This window comes from Flavobacterium sp. RSP46 (assembly GCF_003984825.1).
Lineage (GTDB): Bacteria > Bacteroidota > Bacteroidia > Flavobacteriales > Flavobacteriaceae > Flavobacterium.
In genome coordinates, this window is sequence record NZ_RYDM01000007.1 from 62,697 (window position 1) to 81,191 (window position 18,495).

An 18,495-nucleotide genomic window follows, 5' to 3' on the forward strand; every position below is an offset into this window, starting at 1 on the left:
TCTACTTTTGAAGCTATAAAGCTAGTCTTTTTTACTATTTTTGCATAAATAAATATTCTAATGGTCGACATTGATTACCTTAATTTTCTTGAAAATATCCTAACGGATAACCGCAAAGAAAAATTCCTGAAAATATTAGAAAACAGAACCAATCATTTTACCATTGCTGTAGAAGATATTTTTCAAATGCACAATACCAGTGCAGTGATGCGAAGCTGCGAGATTTTTGGAATTCAGGAGTTGAACGTTATCGAGCAACGCTACGGAAAAAGTATCGACAAGGAAATTGCCATGGGCGCCCAAAAATGGGTCGATATCAATACCTTCGACAGCATTACAAACTGTGTGGACGCGTTAAAAAGTAAAGGATATCAAATAATCGCTACCACGCCACATGAGAATGATTGTTTGATGGAAGATTTTGACATTTCGAAACCCAGCGCTTTATTTTTTGGAACAGAAAGAGACGGATTATCAGAAGAAATTTTGAAGCGCTCCGATGGTTTTCTAAAAATTCCCATGGTGGGTTTTACAGAGAGTTTAAACATTTCAGTCTCAGCTGCAATTATCATTCAAAACCTGACGAATCGATTGCGCAATTCAAATATTGATTGGCATTTATCCGAAAATGAAATTTTAGAAAAGCGATTGGCTTGGGCCAAAAATTCAATAAAAGACATTAAGCGAATTGAAGAACGGTATTTTGAGGAGCATTAAAACGTTGTTTCACTTTCTAGTTGTATGTCTTTTATATTGTTCGGATTCATTTTATAGCGATAGACGCCGTTATTTCCAATGACAAATAAAGCGAATCAAGGGTTAAAATATTAAGTTTATAAAGGCAGCTGCTATCTTGCCAAGCAGCTGCACTAATAATCCTTTTGCGGATCTAACTTTGCATGCTCTTTGAATATTTGTGTTTTTAATCAACTAATTAAAAAGAGATTCTATAGACTGTCTGATTCTAGACCTTCGCTAGCGCGAGCGTCCCGCTCGTGCCCACAATCTAAATCAATTCAAATCAATTTCTAAAATCGTTTGGTCGTTATTTCCATAATTCCTAGCACTACTATATTTCCAATAGATCCCCGCTAGCGCGTGCGTCCCGCTCGTGCCCACAATCTAAATCAATTCAAATCAATTTCTAAAATCGTTTGATCGTTATTTCCATAATTTCTAGCACTACTATATTTCCAATCTATCGGATCGGTTACAAAACCAGATTCTACAGGGTTTTGATGAATATAGGTAAGCTTTTGTTCAAAAACTTTTAACGACCAAATCTCAATGGGATGATTATCCTGTTGCCAAAATTGTCTATGCTTTACATTGCTATTCTTTTTTCTTGCTCGTTCCATAATCCAAAGCATCCATTCTCTTCGACTTTCTTGAGTGTTTTCTTCAATTGTTTTGAGCAATTTTTTTGATGTAAAACCTTTGAAGTCACGCATCAATCCTGATGGGTCTCCATTTTCGGAACGAAATATTAAATGCACATGACTAGGCATAATACAATAGCCGTAAATCTCCATTCCCTTTTTCTTTCGACAAAAGTCCAATGACTCAATAATATTACAAAAATATGCGTCTCTAGTAAATACATCAATCCAATTTACAGTTGCGAAGCTCACAAAATAAGCTCCCGTTTTCTCTCCAAATTTATATTTTGTGCTCATTTAGTTTATATTGTGTTTACTTTGTGGGCACGAGCGAGACGCTCGCGCTAGCGGGGTGAGAGGCGCACTCCGTCAGTTTTTGGCGGAGCCGTCTACTCGATTATGCCTTCGCCCTTCATTTTCTGTTCTATTTAGCTGTTCTATTTAGCTGTTTTATTTCTCGATTTTTTTCTCCAATCCCAAGGTGTTATTTGGTTTGGTTCGCTCCAAATTCCGATTAAGTTATTTCTAGCGTTTATTTCTAATTCTGCATATTCTTGATTGTCAGAATATTTTTTGAAATGCCAAGCCAAACCATTATTTACTAATTCCTTATTCACGTTTACACCATTTGTTAGGATAATCTCTGCTATCAACCTTTTATATCTATCGTATTTGTTTTTATGGTTTAATTGAACGAATTGTCCAAAACATAAATCAGAAGCGAATTGTTTCGCTTTTTTACCAAAAGGCTGTTTCTTTTCGGGACAGTCAATATGTTTTAATCTAACAACTTGTTCTTTACCGTCAATTAAAACCACAAAAGTATCTCCGTCTTTTATACCAATTACTTTATAGCTATTGGATTCAATATTAGGTTCAGTATTTTTTTCTGTTTCTTTTACAATTGTTACTTCTTTGTAACGTTCATATTCTTTGCTTTCGGGATGTTTACAGCCGAAAAAACAAAACAATAATGCAATAAAAAAAACTTTAATCATTTGAAAATTATTTCAGCATTTACATTATCTATTTCAATGCTACCAAACCTCTCTAAAACGGATTGACCTAATAAAAGAGGTGCATTTACATTGTCAACAACTAAGGCTTCTACATTTTCAAGAATCAAGTCACCAATTCTTACTTCTCGTAAATTTACCTTTGTTCCCTCTGAAATTTTTCCTGTAGCATCTTGAAAATATTCAACATCTAAGATGTCCTGTTTTTGCAAAGTGCCTTGTCTGTATAAAACGGTTGCTTCTGCTGGTGAAATACAAATGCTACTTGCACCAGTGTCAAAAATAAAGCGTAATCTAATGCCATTAATTTCAATCCAAACGAACCGTACACCATTTTGAAGTTCCATTTTCAATACATTTCGATATTCTTGAGAAGTATTGTTTTGAATTTCTGATTGTATTGCATTTACATTAATTTCATCGTTTGAAGACTCATATTCTTTTTTACTTCCTTGATTTCGTTCATACTTTTCCCCTTCTGGGTGTTTGCAACTCAAAAGGATTAAGCAAAAAATAAATATGTTAAGTATATGCTTCATAATTACTTTTTGAAAGTGGGTATGTGCTTTATAGTGTCTTTTGTGAAATAATATAAACCATCTTTTTCTTCAAAACATTGTTTGTTGAGTTCTATAAGTTGTTTAGAATAGATTGCTTCTTGACCAGAATAAATACTACCTATTTCAGTTGGATTTTTATTGAAAATTACTTTTACAACTTCATCCGACTTCATATTGGGTTTTAAATTTTTTGCTACAATTCTAAAATCATTTTCATTTAGTATTGAATTTGATTTTGGGTTCAAATCTACAATTGTTACAATATCGTCAGGTTTTTGTTCTTGTGGAATAGTATCTACTTGCTCTTGACTTTGAATTATTTGAGTTTTATTTTCTGAATTGGATTTAAAAAACAAAAAGTAAACCCACGTAACTATGAGTAAACAAGCCAAAACTAATGTTGCAACCTTAAAAATGTCGATTTTATATGCTTTTTCTTCTATATCTTCTCTTTCTTCTCTTCTACTATGACCATTTTTATGTTCGTTGTTTTGCCTCTGGTTTTCTGTATGTAAATTACTTTTGGGTTTTGGTTTTGCAATTGTAGTAACATAATTAGGTATTATTAAGTCAGGTAAATTATTTTTAAAACTTTTTTTATTTTCATTATGTATGTTTTTAAATTCCTCAAGCTGAGCATTACTGTTTTTTAAATTACCAATTAAATTATTTGTTTCACTAATGAATTTATCATAACACTGATTAATTTTATTAATATCTCCTTCTGCTTCTATAATTCTTTTGTTGTTAGCTTGATGTGTAATATTAGATTGCTCAATTTGAGTTTTTAATTCTTGAATTGCTCTTTTTTTATCTTCACTAATTCTTTGAAGTTCTCCTTCAAATTCTGAAATTGATAATTCTCTTTTGCTTTTTCTTTCTTCAATTAAGTTGTTGATTTCTCTATCAAAATCTCTTTTATCGCCTACATTTTGAATTAATTTATAAATCCCTTTTTGAATTACAAACTTTGCAATTTCTTCATTATTTGTAAAGTAAATAGTATCATAAATATTTAATAAATCATAAGACTTCTTAAAATTTTGTTGTAATGTGTTTTCGTCTATATCTGAAAACACAACTAGTTCTTTATTTGTATTTTTACTAAAAGTTATATTCTCTATATCCTTTAAGTGATAATTAATTTTATTAAAATCTTTCGGTTTACAGTCCTTTACATCAAAATCATCAGAGTGTTTAACTTTTATCGTTTCATCATTTACATTTTTATCAACTAAGTTTTGATGAAATTCTATAAGATTTTTTATAGTTATATTTTCATCTGAAATTTTATCAACATACAAAATACTTGAACCAATAAATGAACCACCCCTCGATGAAGTTGGCTCTTGGGCAAAAGTATATATTGAATATGATAAAATGTCAAATCCATTAACACTCTCCTTTCTTATTGAATATACTTTACTATTCGGTAATATTTTTAATCCCCCTCTTATATCAAATGCTTTTATTCCTTTAATTGGTTTACCTAAGAAAAAAGTTTGTGTAAATCCATTTGGACTTCCAAAAGTACCAAATGCAATTAAATTTATATTTTCCATTAATTTTAAAAACTAAATTTTATTCGTTCCCAAAAAGTACCTTCATAATCCAATGGGTAACGTACTATACTTTCATACAACCATTCTGAAAGTTTTTGTGCTCTATCTAAATTAAGCAATGTAACCCTATTTGTGTCTTCGTTCAACTCTCCTATGGTGTAGAATGTTTTCGTTAAACCATAAGTGTCCATAGCTGTAGATGCCATAGGAAGTCTTTCGCTTATAAAATTTTCTAATTCTGTTGTATCCTCAATATTTGTACTTCCTGATTTATCCCATTTTGATATTACTAGAATTATATTAACTGATTTTAATCTTTTTTCATATCTCTCAAGTTTATTAAGGAAGGTATTAATCAAAATATCGTCTTTATGTGCATTCTCATAGCTTGTAACTATGATAAAAGTTAGCGGTAAGTTAGAGGTTAAATAGGTTTCTATACTGCTATGATAATTACCACCTCGCTTTATTTCATTATGGTTCTCTCCTGATGTTTCTAAAAATGTAAGATTTATAGGGTTTATTTTTTTTGACTTATTGTTAGGTTCAAATACTAAATCCAATCGAGTAACTTTATCTTTTACAGTACTATCTGGCAATATCCCTTTACTTATATTTTCAAAAAAATCATATAGTAATATTTCTGCATCGGCAGTATTAGGAGTGCCTATTTTAGGTCTAATTACACCAGCTTGTGAACGTAAATAATAAAGCATTGTTGCTAAAATAACTGATTTTCCAGACGATGCTGTTCCGAAAAAAAACACAAAATTACTGTCTTTGTTTTTAATTTCTCCTGAATTACCTTTTGAAATAGGAACAAAATTATCATTTATTGAATCGTTTTTTGTTTCAAAAGATAATGGTTTTAATTCGCTATTATCATCAAAAGATAATGGTTTTAATGGTTCGTTTTCTAATTCCATAATTAAATTATTGTTTTACCAGTACGTTTATTTGTAATTACACTTCCATTGTTCATATTTCTTGGGTCAGCAGGCATCAATAAAATGATAATTAATATACCAAAATCAAGCAAAATACAACCCGCCAAAACTACAAAAGCAAACATTCCAAAGTGTTTTATTGCGTGGTCAAAAGCATATCCAATTTTTCCAACTTCTTGAGTATTTGAAAGAGAAGGAGTGAACTGAAATTTGTCATCTCCTAAAATTGTGTGTGCTTTGTTGCCTAATTTATTGTATTCTGTTAATGCTTTATCAATTTGACCTTGCGCCATTTCATCAATTTCATTTTGCGGTAATAACAATAGGCTTTGAATGTCTTTATTCCATTTTAACACAGCATTATTTATGTCCTCTTTTAACTTTTTTTCGTCAGGAGAAAGGTTTTCTATCTTTTGAATAATTTGTTGTTCGTATCTATCAGCCAAATCTGAATAACCTTGAGGTGTGTTGCTAATTGGAGTTAAAGGAGTTAATTTACTTCCTAGTTTTTGTTCAATTCTGCCAAGTATAATATTGGATTGCTGTCCCTTTCCTTGATTTTTTGGGTCAGTAATTTGCATTCTCAAACCATTAATTTCTCCTACAATTTGCTGTCTTGTTTTTTGGTCTGTTATTGAGTAGTTTAATTTTGATTCAACATTTGTTTCAAGTTGACTAAACTTTTCATTAATATCTCTCAATTCAGTTGTATAAATGTCAGTTCTCATAAACCTTGTGTACAAGGCGTTGAAATTTGCAATAAAACAAAAAGCGGCAAAAAAGAAATATATCCAACTCAAACCAGTTGAATAGCCACCTCTTAATTTGACAAGGCGAATTTGCCAAAGTAAAAAGAGCAGAATTAAAGACAGCACTAAAGCTATGACGACTGAACTTCCTCCAAAAATTTGGTCTAAACCTAACCAAGTTTGGTAAAAGCTGACACTAATAAGTAGCACAGCAAGGAATGCCAAAAATAGGTCTGTTGCTGTAAATAATTGTTTCTTCATTTTTCTGTATTTATTTAATAGTTAATTGTTTTGTGGTTTCAAATATCTGAAATTATGTGTCAATATTAACACAAACTCTCTTTTCGTTGCTTGTTGTTTTAAATTCTTGTTTCTCATTAGTCTTTCTTTTTTAGCACGGTCGTCTTTTAGGGTGAGGCATAACTTGTAATAGGTCTGATGAAATGCGACTGATCACCCTAAATTGGATTAATAACCCTCCTAAACGTCAGATTTTATTTATTCTCAAATATATAAAATAATCACTGAAAATACTTATAAAAAGGAATCACTAATTAATTTATTTTCAAAGATATATTCTTTGATTATAGGATCATTACGGGAAACCGTAAACGGAGTTATGTATCGCAAATCCCTAGCCCCGACTGCAGCGGAAAGCCTATGCCGGTTGAAAACCACTTTTTTCTGGTGGTGGCAGAGCGACCAGAGGAAGCTCCTGACAGCACCTAGAAAAAGGGTTTGAAACCAAATAGCTTGCAGCGTAGGGCGGGAATGGCTCCTGAAATTAGATCCTGAAATAAATTCAGGATAAAAAAAATTCCCCAACTACTTTCGTAATTGAGGAATTTAATTTAAGGTATCGAAACGGTTATTAGTTAACGATAACCCATTGTCCTGAAGCGATTAAGCTCTCGGCTTTTTTGTATTTCATTTCCTGCGTTTGTCCGTTGGCCACGTTCTGAATCGTAACAGTATCATTGCGATTAATTTTTGGCATATCTCTCACGATAGTTTCGGTAACTTGACGTTGTTGCGTTTGTCCCGCTTCACGATTTTGTGTTGCTAATTCATCAGAATTCAGCACCTCGTCTTTGCTCAATTGAAAGTCTTCTTTCTGACGTACTTCTTTTGCCTCTTGAATTTGTTGGTTTTCTTGAGCCGGTAAATCACCTTTGAACAAGAACGAAATTACTTCTTTATTTACATTGTCAATCATAGCTCTAAACAAATTGAAAGCCTCGAGTTTGTAAATTAGCAATGGATCTTTTTGTTCGTGAACCGCAAGTTGTACCGATTGTTTCAACTCATCCATTTTGCGCAAGTGTTTCTTCCAAGCTTCATCAACAATAGATAATGTAATATTTTTTTCAAAATCAGCAACAAGTTGAGCTCCCTCAGTTTCGTAGGCTTTTTTCAAATCAGTAACTACATTCAACGATTTGATTCCATCTGTAAATGGAACAACAATACGTTCAAATTGGTTGTTTTTGTCTTCGTAAACATTTTTTATAATAGGAAAAGCTTCTCTGGCGCTTCGTACTGTTTTTTCGGTGTAATATTCTAATGTAGCTTTGTACACTTTACCTGTTAATTCCATTTCGCTGAGTTTTATGAACTCACTTTCAGTAACCGGTGATGTGATAGAGAAATAACGAATTAACTCAAACTCAAAGTTTTTGAAATTGTTAGTCGCTTTGTTTTGATCAATAATTAGTTCGCAGGTGTCATACAGCATGTTGGCAATATCCAATTTCAATCGCTCTCCAAACAAGGCATGACGACGGCGTTTGTACACTACTTCACGTTGCGCATTCATGACATCATCATATTCTAGTAAACGCTTACGAACACCAAAGTTATTTTCTTCTACTTTTTTCTGGGCACGTTCGATCGATTTAGTCATCATGGAATGCTGAATCACTTCGCCTTCCTGCAATCCCATTCGGTCCATTACTTTTGCCACTCTTTCAGAACCAAACAAACGCATGAGGTTGTCTTCAAGAGAAACATAAAACTGAGAACTTCCAGGATCACCCTGACGTCCTGCACGACCACGCAACTGACGGTCTACACGACGCGAATCATGACGTTCTGTTCCTACAATTGCTAATCCACCTGCGGCTTTTACTTCGGCAGATAATTTAATATCGGTACCACGACCCGCCATGTTTGTTGCAATAGTTACCACACCCGGTTTTCCAGCTTCTTCAACAATTTGCGCTTCTTGTTTGTGCATTTTTGCATTCAAGACATTGTGTGCAACACCTCTCATTTTCAACATTCGACTTAACAATTCTGAAATCTCTACTGAAGTTGTGCCAATAAGAACCGGTCTACCTGCTTTAGATAATTCTGAAACGTCTTCGATTACGGCATTGAATTTTTCACGAGTAGTTTTATAAATAAAATCTTCTTTATCTTTTCTGGCCATTGGTCTGTTCGTAGGAATCTCTACCACGTCCAGTTTGTATATTTGCCACAACTCACCTGCTTCAGTAGAGGCTGTTCCTGTCATTCCTCCCAGTTTGTTGTACATTCTGAAGTAATTCTGTAATGTAACTGTTGCAAATGTTTGTGTTGCTGCTTCAATTTTTACATTTTCTTTGGCTTCAATGGCTTGGTGTAAACCGTCAGAATACCGACGACCGTCCATTATACGTCCCGTTTGCTCATCAACAATCATGATTTTGTTGTCCATGATTACATATTCTACATCTTTTTCGAATAAAGCGTAAGCTTTCAAAAGTTGTGTCAGGGTGTGGATGCGCTCACTTTTGATTCCGAAATCTTGAAATAATTTTTCCTTCTCTTCCGCTTCTGCATCTTTATCAAGTTTTCTTTTTTCGATAGCGGCAATTTCGGTTCCAATGTCCGGAAGTACAAAAAAGTCAGAATCAGTATCTCCGGAAAGGAATTGGATACCATTGTCAGACAGTTCTACCTGATTGTTTTTTTCTTCAATAACAAAATACAAAGCCTCATCAATCTTGTGCATTTCTCTTTTGTTATCCTGCATGTATTGATTTTCGGTTTTTTGAAGCAATTGTCTAATTCCTTCTTCACTCAAAAATTTAATCAATGCTTTATTTTTTGGTAATGCTCGGTAGGCTCTTAACAATTGGAATCCACCATCTTTGGTATTTCCTTCTTTTATTAATTTTTTAGCTTCAGATAGGAAGCCGTTTGCCAATTGACGTTGTAAACTAACCAAATTTTCAATTTTTGGTTTCAATTCATTAAACTCATGGCGATCTCCCTGAGGAACTGGACCTGAGATAATTAATGGTGTTCTTGCATCATCAATCAAAACAGAATCGACTTCATCGACAATCGCATAATTGTGTTTTCTTTGCACTAAATCTTCTGGAGAATGTGCCATATTATCTCTCAAGTAGTCAAAACCAAACTCATTATTGGTTCCGTACGTGATATCAGCATCGTATGCTTTTTTTCGTCCTTCTGAGCTTGGCTGATAATTGTCAATACATTCTACTGACATACCATGAAATTCAAATAAAGGTGCTTTCCATGTACTATCTCTTTTTGCCAAATAATCGTTGACAGTCACTAGATGTACTCCGTTTCCTGTCAATGCATTTAAGTAAAGCGGCAAAGTTGCCACTAATGTTTTTCCTTCACCTGTTTGCATTTCAGCTACTTTTCCTTCATGTAAAACCATTCCGCCAATTAATTGTACGTCATAGTGAATCATGTCCCAAGTAATTTCTTTACCCGCAGCACTCCAAGAATTTGCCCAGATCGCAGTGTCTCCATCTAGAGTTATATAGCTTTTTGTTGCCGAAATTTCACGGTCTTTTGCAGTGGCAGTTACAATTACTTGTGTACTGTCTTTGAAACGTCTAGCCGTTTCTTTGACTACAGCAAAAGCTTCCGGAAGAATTTCTAACAATGTTTTTTCCGAAATATCATAAGCCTCTTTTTCCAGCGCATCAATAGCGACGTAAATATCTTCTCGTTTGTCGATATCTTCAATACTTTCAACTTCTACTTTCAGAGCACTAATTTTAGCATCTTTTTCAGAACGGTCTTGTTTTATTTTTTCTTTGAAAAATGCAGTACGCGCTCTAAGCTCATCATTAGATAATGCCATTAGAGGAGTTTCAAAAGTTTTAATTTTGTTAAGATACGGCTGTAAAGCTTTCACATCTTTTTGAGATTTATCCCCAACAAAGACTTTGATAATACTATTTATAAAACTCATAATATGTTTTTATTTCTGTTTGTGTAATTCTGTAAATTTAAACAAAAAAAAAGCCTCTTTAGAGACTTTTTCTTGGTTTACTTTTTAATATTCATCCTCATTCCAAAGATAATCTTCGTCTGTAGGATAATCTGGCCAAATTTCTTCCATTGATTCATATATCTCGCCTTCATCTTCTATAGACTGAAGGTTTTCTACTACTTCTAATGGAGCTCCTGCTCTAATAGCGTAGTCAATAAGTTCGTCTTTGTTAGCAGGCCACGGTGCATCACTTAGATAGGATGCTAATTCTAATGTCCAATACATCTTGTTGTCTGTTTAGTTTTGTGCAAAAATAAATTTTTTACTGAAAAAGACAAGTAAAAAATCATTTATTTTAATAAAAAGTTAAGAACGTTTTTTTTGATTTAAATTTTGCGGTTAAAAAGTTTGCATTTTTTCACTATAAATACAACTGAAAAAGACCTTAAATGCTGCAAATTATTTTCTAGGAATCCATTGAACTTCCGTAGCTTTCAGATCATGAGACAACTTTCGTGCCAACACAAAAAGGTAGTCAGAAAGTCGGTTCAGGTACTTTATTGCGATTTCTGCAACCGGTTCGTTGTGGCTTAAATGAACTGCTAAACGCTCCGCTCTACGGCATACGCAACGTGCTATATGACAATATGACACGGTTGTATGTCCTCCAGGAAGTACGAAATGAGTCATGGGTGGTAATGCTTCTTCCATGCTGTCAATTTCATTTTCCAACAGTTCAATATCTGATTCAATTATTCCGAGTTTTTTCAAACGAAGTTCGCCGTTTTTCAGTACTTCTTTTTCCGGTGGCGTTGCTAATATAGCGCCTACTGTAAACAAACGATCCTGAATCTCGATTAGAATTTCTTTGTAATGGGAATTCATCTCCTGATCTCGGATTAGTCCAATGTGAGAATTCAATTCGTCTACCGTACCATAACTTTCTATTCGTGCATGATCCTTTGGGACTCTGGTTCCGCCAAAAAGTGCCGTGGTTCCTTTATCACCAGTCTTTGTATATACTTTCATCCAAGGTTTGTGTTAATTTGTAATTTGTTTGATGGAAACAAATTTACTGTATTAATTCCACTATTGCCGTAACAAATCGTTCCAGTGAACCTTCACTTAAATTGAAATATAAATCAGGTTCAATGCATTCAATTTCCATTAAATAAAGTTCATTATCAATCAGTATCCCATCTACCCTGGCGTACAGTAAGTTCTCTTGAAAAGTATCAACAACTTTTTGTGCTTTTTCAATCAATTCTGAACTGGGATGTACCAAATTATAGATACCACCAAATAGGGATTGTACTCTAAAATCTCCATCTACCGGCTTTTTGTTAACCGCATGAGAGAATTTTTTATTGAAAAAGATAAATGAAGTTTCACCTAGAGTTTGAATCTCCGGCATAAATTCCTGTAACAGCAAGTCTTTCTCTGCAGCTATGGTCGCATATTTCTGGTTTATTTCTTCACTATCTGATGTTTCAAAAACTTCAGTGAGATACGATCCTGCCGAAAATGCAGGTTTTATGACTGCTTTTTTCCAATGGGAAGGTAGGTGTTCAGCTAGATTCAGAGTGTCTGTTTTGTCAATAAATACGGTTGGTAATATTGTGATTCCTTGCTTTTGCATTTCACGCAAATAAAACTTGTGTATGTTTTGTTTGATTATTTCAATCGGGTTAAGTGTTTTGATACCCAGTTTTTCTATTTGGTGGAGCCAAATATTAAATTCGGTTTCTTTTTCGAAATAATCCCAAGTATTGCGAAAAATTAGGTAATCAAAATCAGCCCAGTTAATGGTTTTGTCACTCCAAATCACCGCTTTGGCGTTAATATTATGTTTGGCTAGTGCAGGAATTATTTTTTGATCTTCAGGATTTAAATCGGGAAGTTTTTGGCAGGTTAGTATGGCGATATTCATTTTAGGTACTAGTTTTTATTTGGGGTTTAAAAGATATTTGTGAGTGGGATTTTTTAGCCCGGATAGAAGCGGTATCCTGTTTCTTTTTTCTTTTTAAAAAAGAAAGAGATACAAGCGTATAGCCGGAAAAAGCTCCTAAAAAAAATTATTTGGTCGTATCGCTTTCAATAATTCCGTCACGCAAACGTATAATTCGATGCGCATACGCGGCAATTTCTTCTTCGTGCGTTACTAAAATAACGGTGTTCCCATTGGTATGGATGTCTCCAAAAAGTTTCATGATTTCAAGAGAGGTTTTGCTGTCTAAATTTCCTGTAGGTTCATCCGCTAAAATGATGGACGGCTTATTGACCAAGGCACGTGCAATTGCCACCCGCTGGCGTTGACCTCCTGAAAGTTGGTTGGGTTGGTGATCCATTCTGTCAGCAAGATTTACTTGTTCTAAAACTTCCGTGGCGCGTTTATTTCTATCAGATTTAGAGAAACCGGCATAAATCATGGGTAAAGCTACATTGTCTAGTGCGGTTGTTCTGGGTAAAAGATTGAAAGTTTGGAAAACAAATCCTATTTCTTTATTGCGAATTTCGGCTAATTCATCATCTTTCATCTGGCTGACATCCTTCCCATTCAGGATGTAACTGCCAGAAGTTGGCGTGTCTAAGCAACCTAATAAATTCATTAAGGTAGATTTTCCGGATCCTGAAGGTCCCATTAATGCTACGTATTCGCCTTTATTTATTTCTAAATCAATGCCTTTGAGAACATATACAATTTCATTTCCAAGCACAAAATCTCGTTTGATATTGGTTATTTTGATTAGCGGGTTTGCCATTAGAATGTATGATTTTTTGACCTTCGACGGTGCGTAGGGTGCTATTAAATTAGATTTTAAAAGTACAAAAGACTTTTGAATTATTAATAAGTAGATGTTTTTTAAATTTGTTACATTTTGAGCTTAGATTTATGCGGTCAGATAATTTTTTATTAATGAAGTACTTGCGTTTATTTCTATTTTCTTGGTAAATGTATTTTTTAATACGTTAAATCATTCTATTAAATTTTATGTTATTATAGTATAAATTTGTATAATTTACACTTTATTGGTATTTATTTCATAATTATTTTAATTATTTATAACATTTTTTGGTTATAATTGATAATATAATAATATTACTTATTTTTGTTAAAAGTATTAATCAAATCAAGAAGTTATGAAAAGTACAAAAATGGTGTTAGGAATAGCGGTAGTCGCTTTAGGATTTGCCTCCTGTAAAGATGAAAAAACAGAGCAAGCGGAGAAAATAGTGGATTCTTATGTGATGTATGTGGATTCATTAGGGAATGTTTCTTCCGAGAATGCTAAAGCAAACTGGCAAGGAATTGAAGCTACGTATCAATTAAAAAGTGGTAATGCAAAGGCAGCATTGGCAAATATGAAAGACAATGCGGAGGCGCAGAAATACCTTGATGAAGCAAATGCTAAATACGAGGCTTTGAAAGCAAAATACGAAGCCGAAATAGAGGCTCAAGATAAAGCCGCCGCTGCTGCAAACCCAAAACAACAAATGAGGAATGCTTTATTTGGTGAAGGGAAAGTGGGTGAGGATATGAGTTTTGTCTGGGTGGATAAAGACAATGTTCTTAGCGTGTACCAGCAATTTGTAGATGCAGTTGAAACGAACAAAGATAAGTATTCTCGTGAAGACTGGGACGAAATCAAATTGATGTATGAAGCATTGGACAGTAGAAAAAATACAGTTGAAAAAGAAGGACTTTCAGTGGATGATAACAGAAAAATTTCGGGTTTAAAATTAAAATTTGCACCAATTTATACGCTAAACAGAATGGGAGCAAAATCTGGAGAAATGAAAAAAGCTAAAGAATAAAAAGTAGTTATTCTATATTGAAAATGGCAGTCAGCAATGGCTGTCACTTTTTTTAGGTTCGAATCACAAAATGTTCTTTTGGTTGTTCTCTCCTAAAAAATACCAATCCCCACTGAAATGTGTCAATTGTTACCGTTACTTTGGGATGGTTTTTTATAATTTCCCAAGCTTGTTCCATTTCTGGCGACCAGTGGATGTCATCGAATATCCAAAGGGTTTCGTTCGTAATGGTAGGAAGTAATACTTCAAAATAGTCTAATGTTGCTTTCTTGGAGTGATTGCCGTCGAAGTAAATTAGGTTATGGGTTTTAGGCTTTAGGCTTTCGGTTTGTAAATAAGTACTGAACTCTGTTATTTCGGAACATATAGTATTGAAATTGAATTTTTTAAATTGCAATTGAGCTTGTCTAGCGGTTTCAGGACAACCTTCTAAAGTGATTATTTGGGCTTTTAAATTCCCTAAAGCTAGGGCAGAAGTCGCCAATCCCAATGAAGTTCCAATTTCTAAAATAGAGTCCGGTTGAAAATAATTGGTGATTCTAAAAAGTAATTCAGCTCGCTTGGGAGAAATCCCTGCTGTTTTGGCAATCTTGGCAATAACTCTGGAATTCGATTTAAACACTTTGGAACCCGCACCAAAATCAGTGACTTCAATGGTATTATTGTTTGCTAAAAGCGAGTTTCTATATTCTCTTAAAATCGTATATTCCGGTTTTGATTTTTTATCATAAAAGCATCTCGTCAATAAAGTAAACACAAATGGCGAATGCACCGCATGCTCATTTTTTGAGTGCCAAAGGAATTGTAAATACGATTTGATTTGAAACAGCATGGAACTTTTTTGTTACACAGAGATTCTCAAAGAGAAAACACGAAGATACACTGAGTTTTTCAATTTTGTGAATCTTTGCGGTTGCTTCGTGCATCTTGGTGAAAGAACATTGTGGGTGCGAAGATAGTAAGATAATAGTCGAAAGTCAAAATACAATTCTATCATCTTTGCGCTTCGACTTCCGACTGTATTGCTTCGAAACATTACGACTTTAAAAAGGCTATATTTGCAGCCTTGGAATTTACACAAGAATAATATCCATTTTTTTTACGATGATGATTGAACAAATAGAACATAAAACTACGATAAGCTCTGAAGAAATTGACCGCTGCATCGCTATTTTAGCACAATTGAATACGGATACGGATCAAATATTTGATATTCCAAAAGAGCAACGCACCGCTTTAATCAAAGCGGCAGGTATGTTTTCCAGACCCGATCGTGACGAGCTTTCCCGGAGAAAAAAAGACGGTAAAGTGGCTGCTAAACGCAAAATGGAAAAACGAGACCGAACCGCCCGTAAGGTAACCGGAATCCGCCATGCGCGTGAAGCAAGTGTTTTTATGGCGCCAAAACTTTTGGCTTACAATGATCTTGTGAACAAAGAACAATTGGAACTGGAAACTCCACGAAACTGTTACGTGTGTAAAACGGAGTTTACTAAAATGCACCATTTTTACGATACAATGTGTACCGATTGTGGCGATTTTAATTATGCCAAACGTTTTCAAACCGCAGATGTAAATGGGCAAGTTGCCGTTATCACTGGTTCTCGTCTAAAAATTGGATATCACATTACATTGATGTTGTTGCGTGGTGGAGCGACCGTTATTGCAACAACTCGCTTTCCGGTGGATTCCGCATTGCGTTTTTCTAAGGAAGACGATTTCATGGATTGGGGACATCGTTTGAAAATTCACGGATTGGATTTGCGACACATTCCAAGTGTAGAGATTTTCTGCAATTTTATAGAGCAAAAATACGATCGTTTGGATATTCTGATTAATAATGCAGCGCAAACGGTGAGGCGTCCTGCGGGATTTTATACGCATCTAATGGAAAATGAGGAGCGTTCTATCGCTTCTTTGCCGCAACAGGCACAAGAATTATTGCTGGATCATACCAATTGTTTGGATGAATTAAAAGTGTTGACAGCAGGGGCTTCCTCCAATCAGAATATGCCGGTGACTTGGCACGGACCAGAACCTGGAATTGGGTTGCGGGCTTCCGCTAAATTGTCTCAAATTCCGTATTCGTTTGATAATGCTTTGGTGGCAAATGAAGTTTTCCCGGAAGGGGAACTTGATGCCGATTTACAGCAAGTCGATTTGAGAAAGACCAACAGCTGGAGATTGCGTTTGGGACAAATAGAAACCACAGAAATGATCGAAGTGCAACTGGTAAATTCCGTGGCGCCTTTTGTATTATGTAACCGCCTTTCGGAAGTGATGAAGAAAGAGAACACCGGAAAAAAGCACATCATTAATGTGTCGGCGATGGAAGGGAAGTTTCATCGCTTTTTCAAAGAAGACCGTCATCCGCATACTAATATGGCCAAAGCCGCTTTGAATATGTTGACACATACTTCCTCTGGAACTTTAGCAAAAGACGGCATTTTTATGAATGCGGTTGATACCGGCTGGGTAACCGACGAAGATCCTGCAGAATTAGCCAAAAGAAAACAGGAAGAAGAGGATTTTCAACCGCCATTAGATATTGTGGATGGAGCAGCACGAGTGATGGATCCGTTGTTTGACGGTATTAATACAGGAAAACATTGGTGCGGGAAGTTTTTGAAAGATTACAATCCGATTCCTTGGTAGAAGCGATAAGTTTATAAAATACAAAACCACAACAGAATTAAATTTGTTGTGGTTTTCTTTATGTGTTAATTTCAGCATTGTTTACTATTCTCGAAGCATTTTTTCGACCTCTTTTTGTAGAATGGGTAAATGGAGGATTACAATTCCCCAAATCACGTCATCCGAAACCGAATCATAACCGTGAATTATTCTATTTCTAACATCTACTATTTTTCGGGAGTTCGAAATAATTATTTCACTATCTTCTTTTAAAATTCGGTTCATTGCTTCACCAATGATTTCAATATTCCTTTCGACAGCTCTTTTTGTTCTTATGTCATTTTCATAGACTTTAAATTCTTTAGATCTGTCAATAAAATAACTTTCAATTTCATTAATGGAACTTAAAATATCATAAAGCCAAGTTTTAATATTATTGTCCATAAATCAGTTGTTTATTTTGATTTATAGTTTTTCTAAAATAAGGATTTTTAATTGCTTTTTCTTCAAGCAAATCAATTTCTCTTTTTAATATCGTTTCTAGTGAAAATTTTAAATCATAATAATTATCTGCATAATCTAAGACATCTAACGGTTGAAATTCAACGATTAAGTCAATGTCACTTTCCGTATTGAATTTTTCAGTTAAAACAGAACCAAATGCATACAATGACTTAACATTATGCGTTTTGCATAATTTTGTTATATCAGCGTTATGGCTTTCTATTGGATTCATGGTGTAAATAGTTTAATTCAAAAATACGTAAAATAATTCATTTACGGGAATTTTGACTATTCGAATTCCTATTTGATTTATTAAATGGTTCAGTGTTGTGGGCGCAAAGTCACAGACATTTGAGTAGCTTAACCAAGAACTATTGTATACTTCGAAGAGCTGAAGACAATATTCCCATCTTTATATAATTCTTAATTTATATTTGGAATCCAAATAAGCGAGACTAAGCATTAATATAATAGAGATTGTAAATGTCAAAAGGTTTAATGAAAATGAAAATTTATTTTGCTTTGAAATTCGGAATATTAAGAATAAAAGAAAAGCAACTACGATTGCTGAAAGCGTGTATAAATTAAAGTTTAGAGCCAGACTAATTCTTCCTTCGTCATTCGGTTGGAACTGATTTGCCCAACCTGCTCCTAATCTCATAACAAAAGGTAAAAATAGAAATGGATAAAGCATTACATTATTATACTTTCTTAAAATAAAGAAAAACGTTATTCCTTGAATGATTGTGAATAGAGGTCCTGATGCACTTGTGATTATTCGTTGAATTTTAGATAACTCAATTGTAGAATCTTTTAAAGAAGCCCCATTAAGAGTAAATCCAGCGTTATATCCCAATAATTTATAGGATATCCAATGAGACATTTCATGGAAAAAGAATGTAATTAAAGTTGCCAAAATTAAAATTCCAATATATTTAGTTGTTTCAATAAAATTTAATTTCATCTTGGCTGTTTTTTTACCAAATGTATTAAATATTCTTACAAAAGATCAATTTTTTGTATTAACATTAATTTTGCTTACTAATTTAAGATCATTTTTTTTACCAAAAAAAAACAAACCCACA

Annotated in this window: 18 protein-coding genes; 3 read left to right on the forward strand and 15 right to left on the reverse strand. The window is 34.0% G+C overall.

The window, feature by feature from the left end:
* The first annotated feature begins 60 nt into the window (after positions 1-60).
* A complete protein-coding gene (locus tag EKM01_RS11560) occupies positions 61-717 on the forward strand; it encodes an RNA methyltransferase (RefSeq protein WP_126561937.1) in 657 nt (218 codons plus the stop codon).
* Between the two features lie 410 nt (positions 718-1,127).
* Here EKM01_RS11560 and EKM01_RS11570 read toward each other — a convergent pair whose 3' ends face one another.
* The 11 genes from EKM01_RS11570 to EKM01_RS11620 all read right to left on the reverse strand — a co-directional run bounded on the left by EKM01_RS11570 (position 1,128) and on the right by EKM01_RS11620 (position 13,218).
* Positions 1,128-1,676: a transposase gene (locus EKM01_RS11570; RefSeq protein WP_126576897.1), complete on the reverse strand. Its 549-nt coding sequence runs from the start codon at positions 1,674-1,676 to the stop codon at positions 1,128-1,130.
* Positions 1,677-1,816: 140 nt separating this feature from the next.
* On the reverse strand, positions 1,817-2,377 hold the full coding sequence (locus tag EKM01_RS11575; RefSeq protein WP_126768459.1) for a thermonuclease family protein: 561 nt from the start codon (positions 2,375-2,377) through the stop codon (positions 1,817-1,819).
* Entirely contained in the window at positions 2,374-2,934 is a 561-nt protein-coding gene (locus EKM01_RS11580) for a retroviral-like aspartic protease family protein (RefSeq protein ID WP_126768461.1), read from the reverse strand. Before EKM01_RS11580 ends, EKM01_RS11575 begins: the two co-directional genes overlap by 4 nt.
* A gap of 2 nt (positions 2,935-2,936) precedes the next feature.
* Positions 2,937-4,517 (reverse strand): hypothetical protein, encoded by a 1,581-nt coding sequence (locus EKM01_RS11585; RefSeq protein ID WP_126768465.1) that lies wholly within the window; start codon positions 4,515-4,517, stop codon positions 2,937-2,939.
* Positions 4,518-4,522: 5 nt separating this feature from the next.
* Complete coding sequence (locus EKM01_RS11590) at positions 4,523-5,443, reverse strand: hypothetical protein (RefSeq protein ID WP_126768468.1); 921 nt, start codon at positions 5,441-5,443, stop codon at positions 4,523-4,525.
* Positions 5,444-5,445: 2 nt separating this feature from the next.
* Complete coding sequence (locus EKM01_RS11595; RefSeq protein ID WP_126768470.1) at positions 5,446-6,474, reverse strand: hypothetical protein; 1,029 nt, start codon at positions 6,472-6,474, stop codon at positions 5,446-5,448.
* A gap of 610 nt (positions 6,475-7,084) precedes the next feature.
* Positions 7,085-10,435: a preprotein translocase subunit SecA gene (gene secA / locus EKM01_RS11600; protein WP_126554353.1), complete on the reverse strand. Its 3,351-nt coding sequence runs from the start codon at positions 10,433-10,435 to the stop codon at positions 7,085-7,087.
* An 84-nt stretch (positions 10,436-10,519) separates the two neighbouring features.
* On the reverse strand, positions 10,520-10,741 hold the full coding sequence (locus tag EKM01_RS11605; RefSeq protein WP_007138072.1) for a DUF2795 domain-containing protein: 222 nt from the start codon (positions 10,739-10,741) through the stop codon (positions 10,520-10,522).
* A gap of 174 nt (positions 10,742-10,915) precedes the next feature.
* Positions 10,916-11,485, reverse strand: coding sequence for a cob(I)yrinic acid a,c-diamide adenosyltransferase (locus EKM01_RS11610; RefSeq protein ID WP_126455107.1), 570 nt, complete (start codon positions 11,483-11,485; stop codon positions 10,916-10,918).
* A gap of 43 nt (positions 11,486-11,528) precedes the next feature.
* Positions 11,529-12,386 (reverse strand): RimK family alpha-L-glutamate ligase, encoded by an 858-nt coding sequence (locus EKM01_RS11615; protein ID WP_126768472.1) that lies wholly within the window; start codon positions 12,384-12,386, stop codon positions 11,529-11,531.
* A 145-nt stretch (positions 12,387-12,531) separates the two neighbouring features.
* Positions 12,532-13,218 carry an ABC transporter ATP-binding protein gene (locus EKM01_RS11620; protein ID WP_126455103.1) on the reverse strand — a complete coding sequence of 229 codons (687 nt, stop codon included), beginning with the start codon at positions 13,216-13,218 and terminating at the stop codon, positions 12,532-12,534.
* A gap of 379 nt (positions 13,219-13,597) precedes the next feature.
* Here EKM01_RS11620 and EKM01_RS11625 point away from each other — a divergent pair, with 379 nt between their 5' ends.
* Positions 13,598-14,272 carry a DUF6565 domain-containing protein gene (locus EKM01_RS11625; protein WP_126561931.1) on the forward strand — a complete coding sequence of 225 codons (675 nt, stop codon included), beginning with the start codon at positions 13,598-13,600 and terminating at the stop codon, positions 14,270-14,272.
* Positions 14,273-14,324: 52 nt separating this feature from the next.
* Here EKM01_RS11625 and EKM01_RS11630 read toward each other — a convergent pair whose 3' ends face one another.
* Positions 14,325-15,104 (reverse strand): O-methyltransferase, encoded by a 780-nt coding sequence (locus EKM01_RS11630; protein ID WP_126561930.1) that lies wholly within the window; start codon positions 15,102-15,104, stop codon positions 14,325-14,327.
* A 272-nt stretch (positions 15,105-15,376) separates the two neighbouring features.
* On the opposite strand from EKM01_RS11630, the gene EKM01_RS11635 reads away from it, so the two are divergent.
* Positions 15,377-16,927 carry an SDR family NAD(P)-dependent oxidoreductase gene (locus EKM01_RS11635; RefSeq protein ID WP_126561929.1) on the forward strand — a complete coding sequence of 517 codons (1,551 nt, stop codon included), beginning with the start codon at positions 15,377-15,379 and terminating at the stop codon, positions 16,925-16,927.
* Between the two features lie 84 nt (positions 16,928-17,011).
* On the opposite strand, the gene EKM01_RS11640 is transcribed toward EKM01_RS11635, so the two are convergent.
* The 3 genes from EKM01_RS11640 to EKM01_RS11650 form a co-directional block, all read right to left on the reverse strand.
* Positions 17,012-17,350, reverse strand: a complete 339-nt coding sequence (locus EKM01_RS11640; RefSeq protein WP_126768475.1) for a DUF86 domain-containing protein — start codon at positions 17,348-17,350, stop codon at positions 17,012-17,014.
* Complete coding sequence (locus EKM01_RS11645; RefSeq protein ID WP_126739910.1) at positions 17,340-17,642, reverse strand: nucleotidyltransferase family protein; 303 nt, start codon at positions 17,640-17,642, stop codon at positions 17,340-17,342. The genes EKM01_RS11640 and EKM01_RS11645 overlap by 11 nt, the downstream gene beginning before the upstream one ends.
* A gap of 180 nt (positions 17,643-17,822) precedes the next feature.
* On the reverse strand, positions 17,823-18,374 hold the full coding sequence (locus tag EKM01_RS11650) for a hypothetical protein (RefSeq protein WP_126768478.1): 552 nt from the start codon (positions 18,372-18,374) through the stop codon (positions 17,823-17,825).
* Positions 18,375-18,495 lie beyond the last annotated feature (121 nt).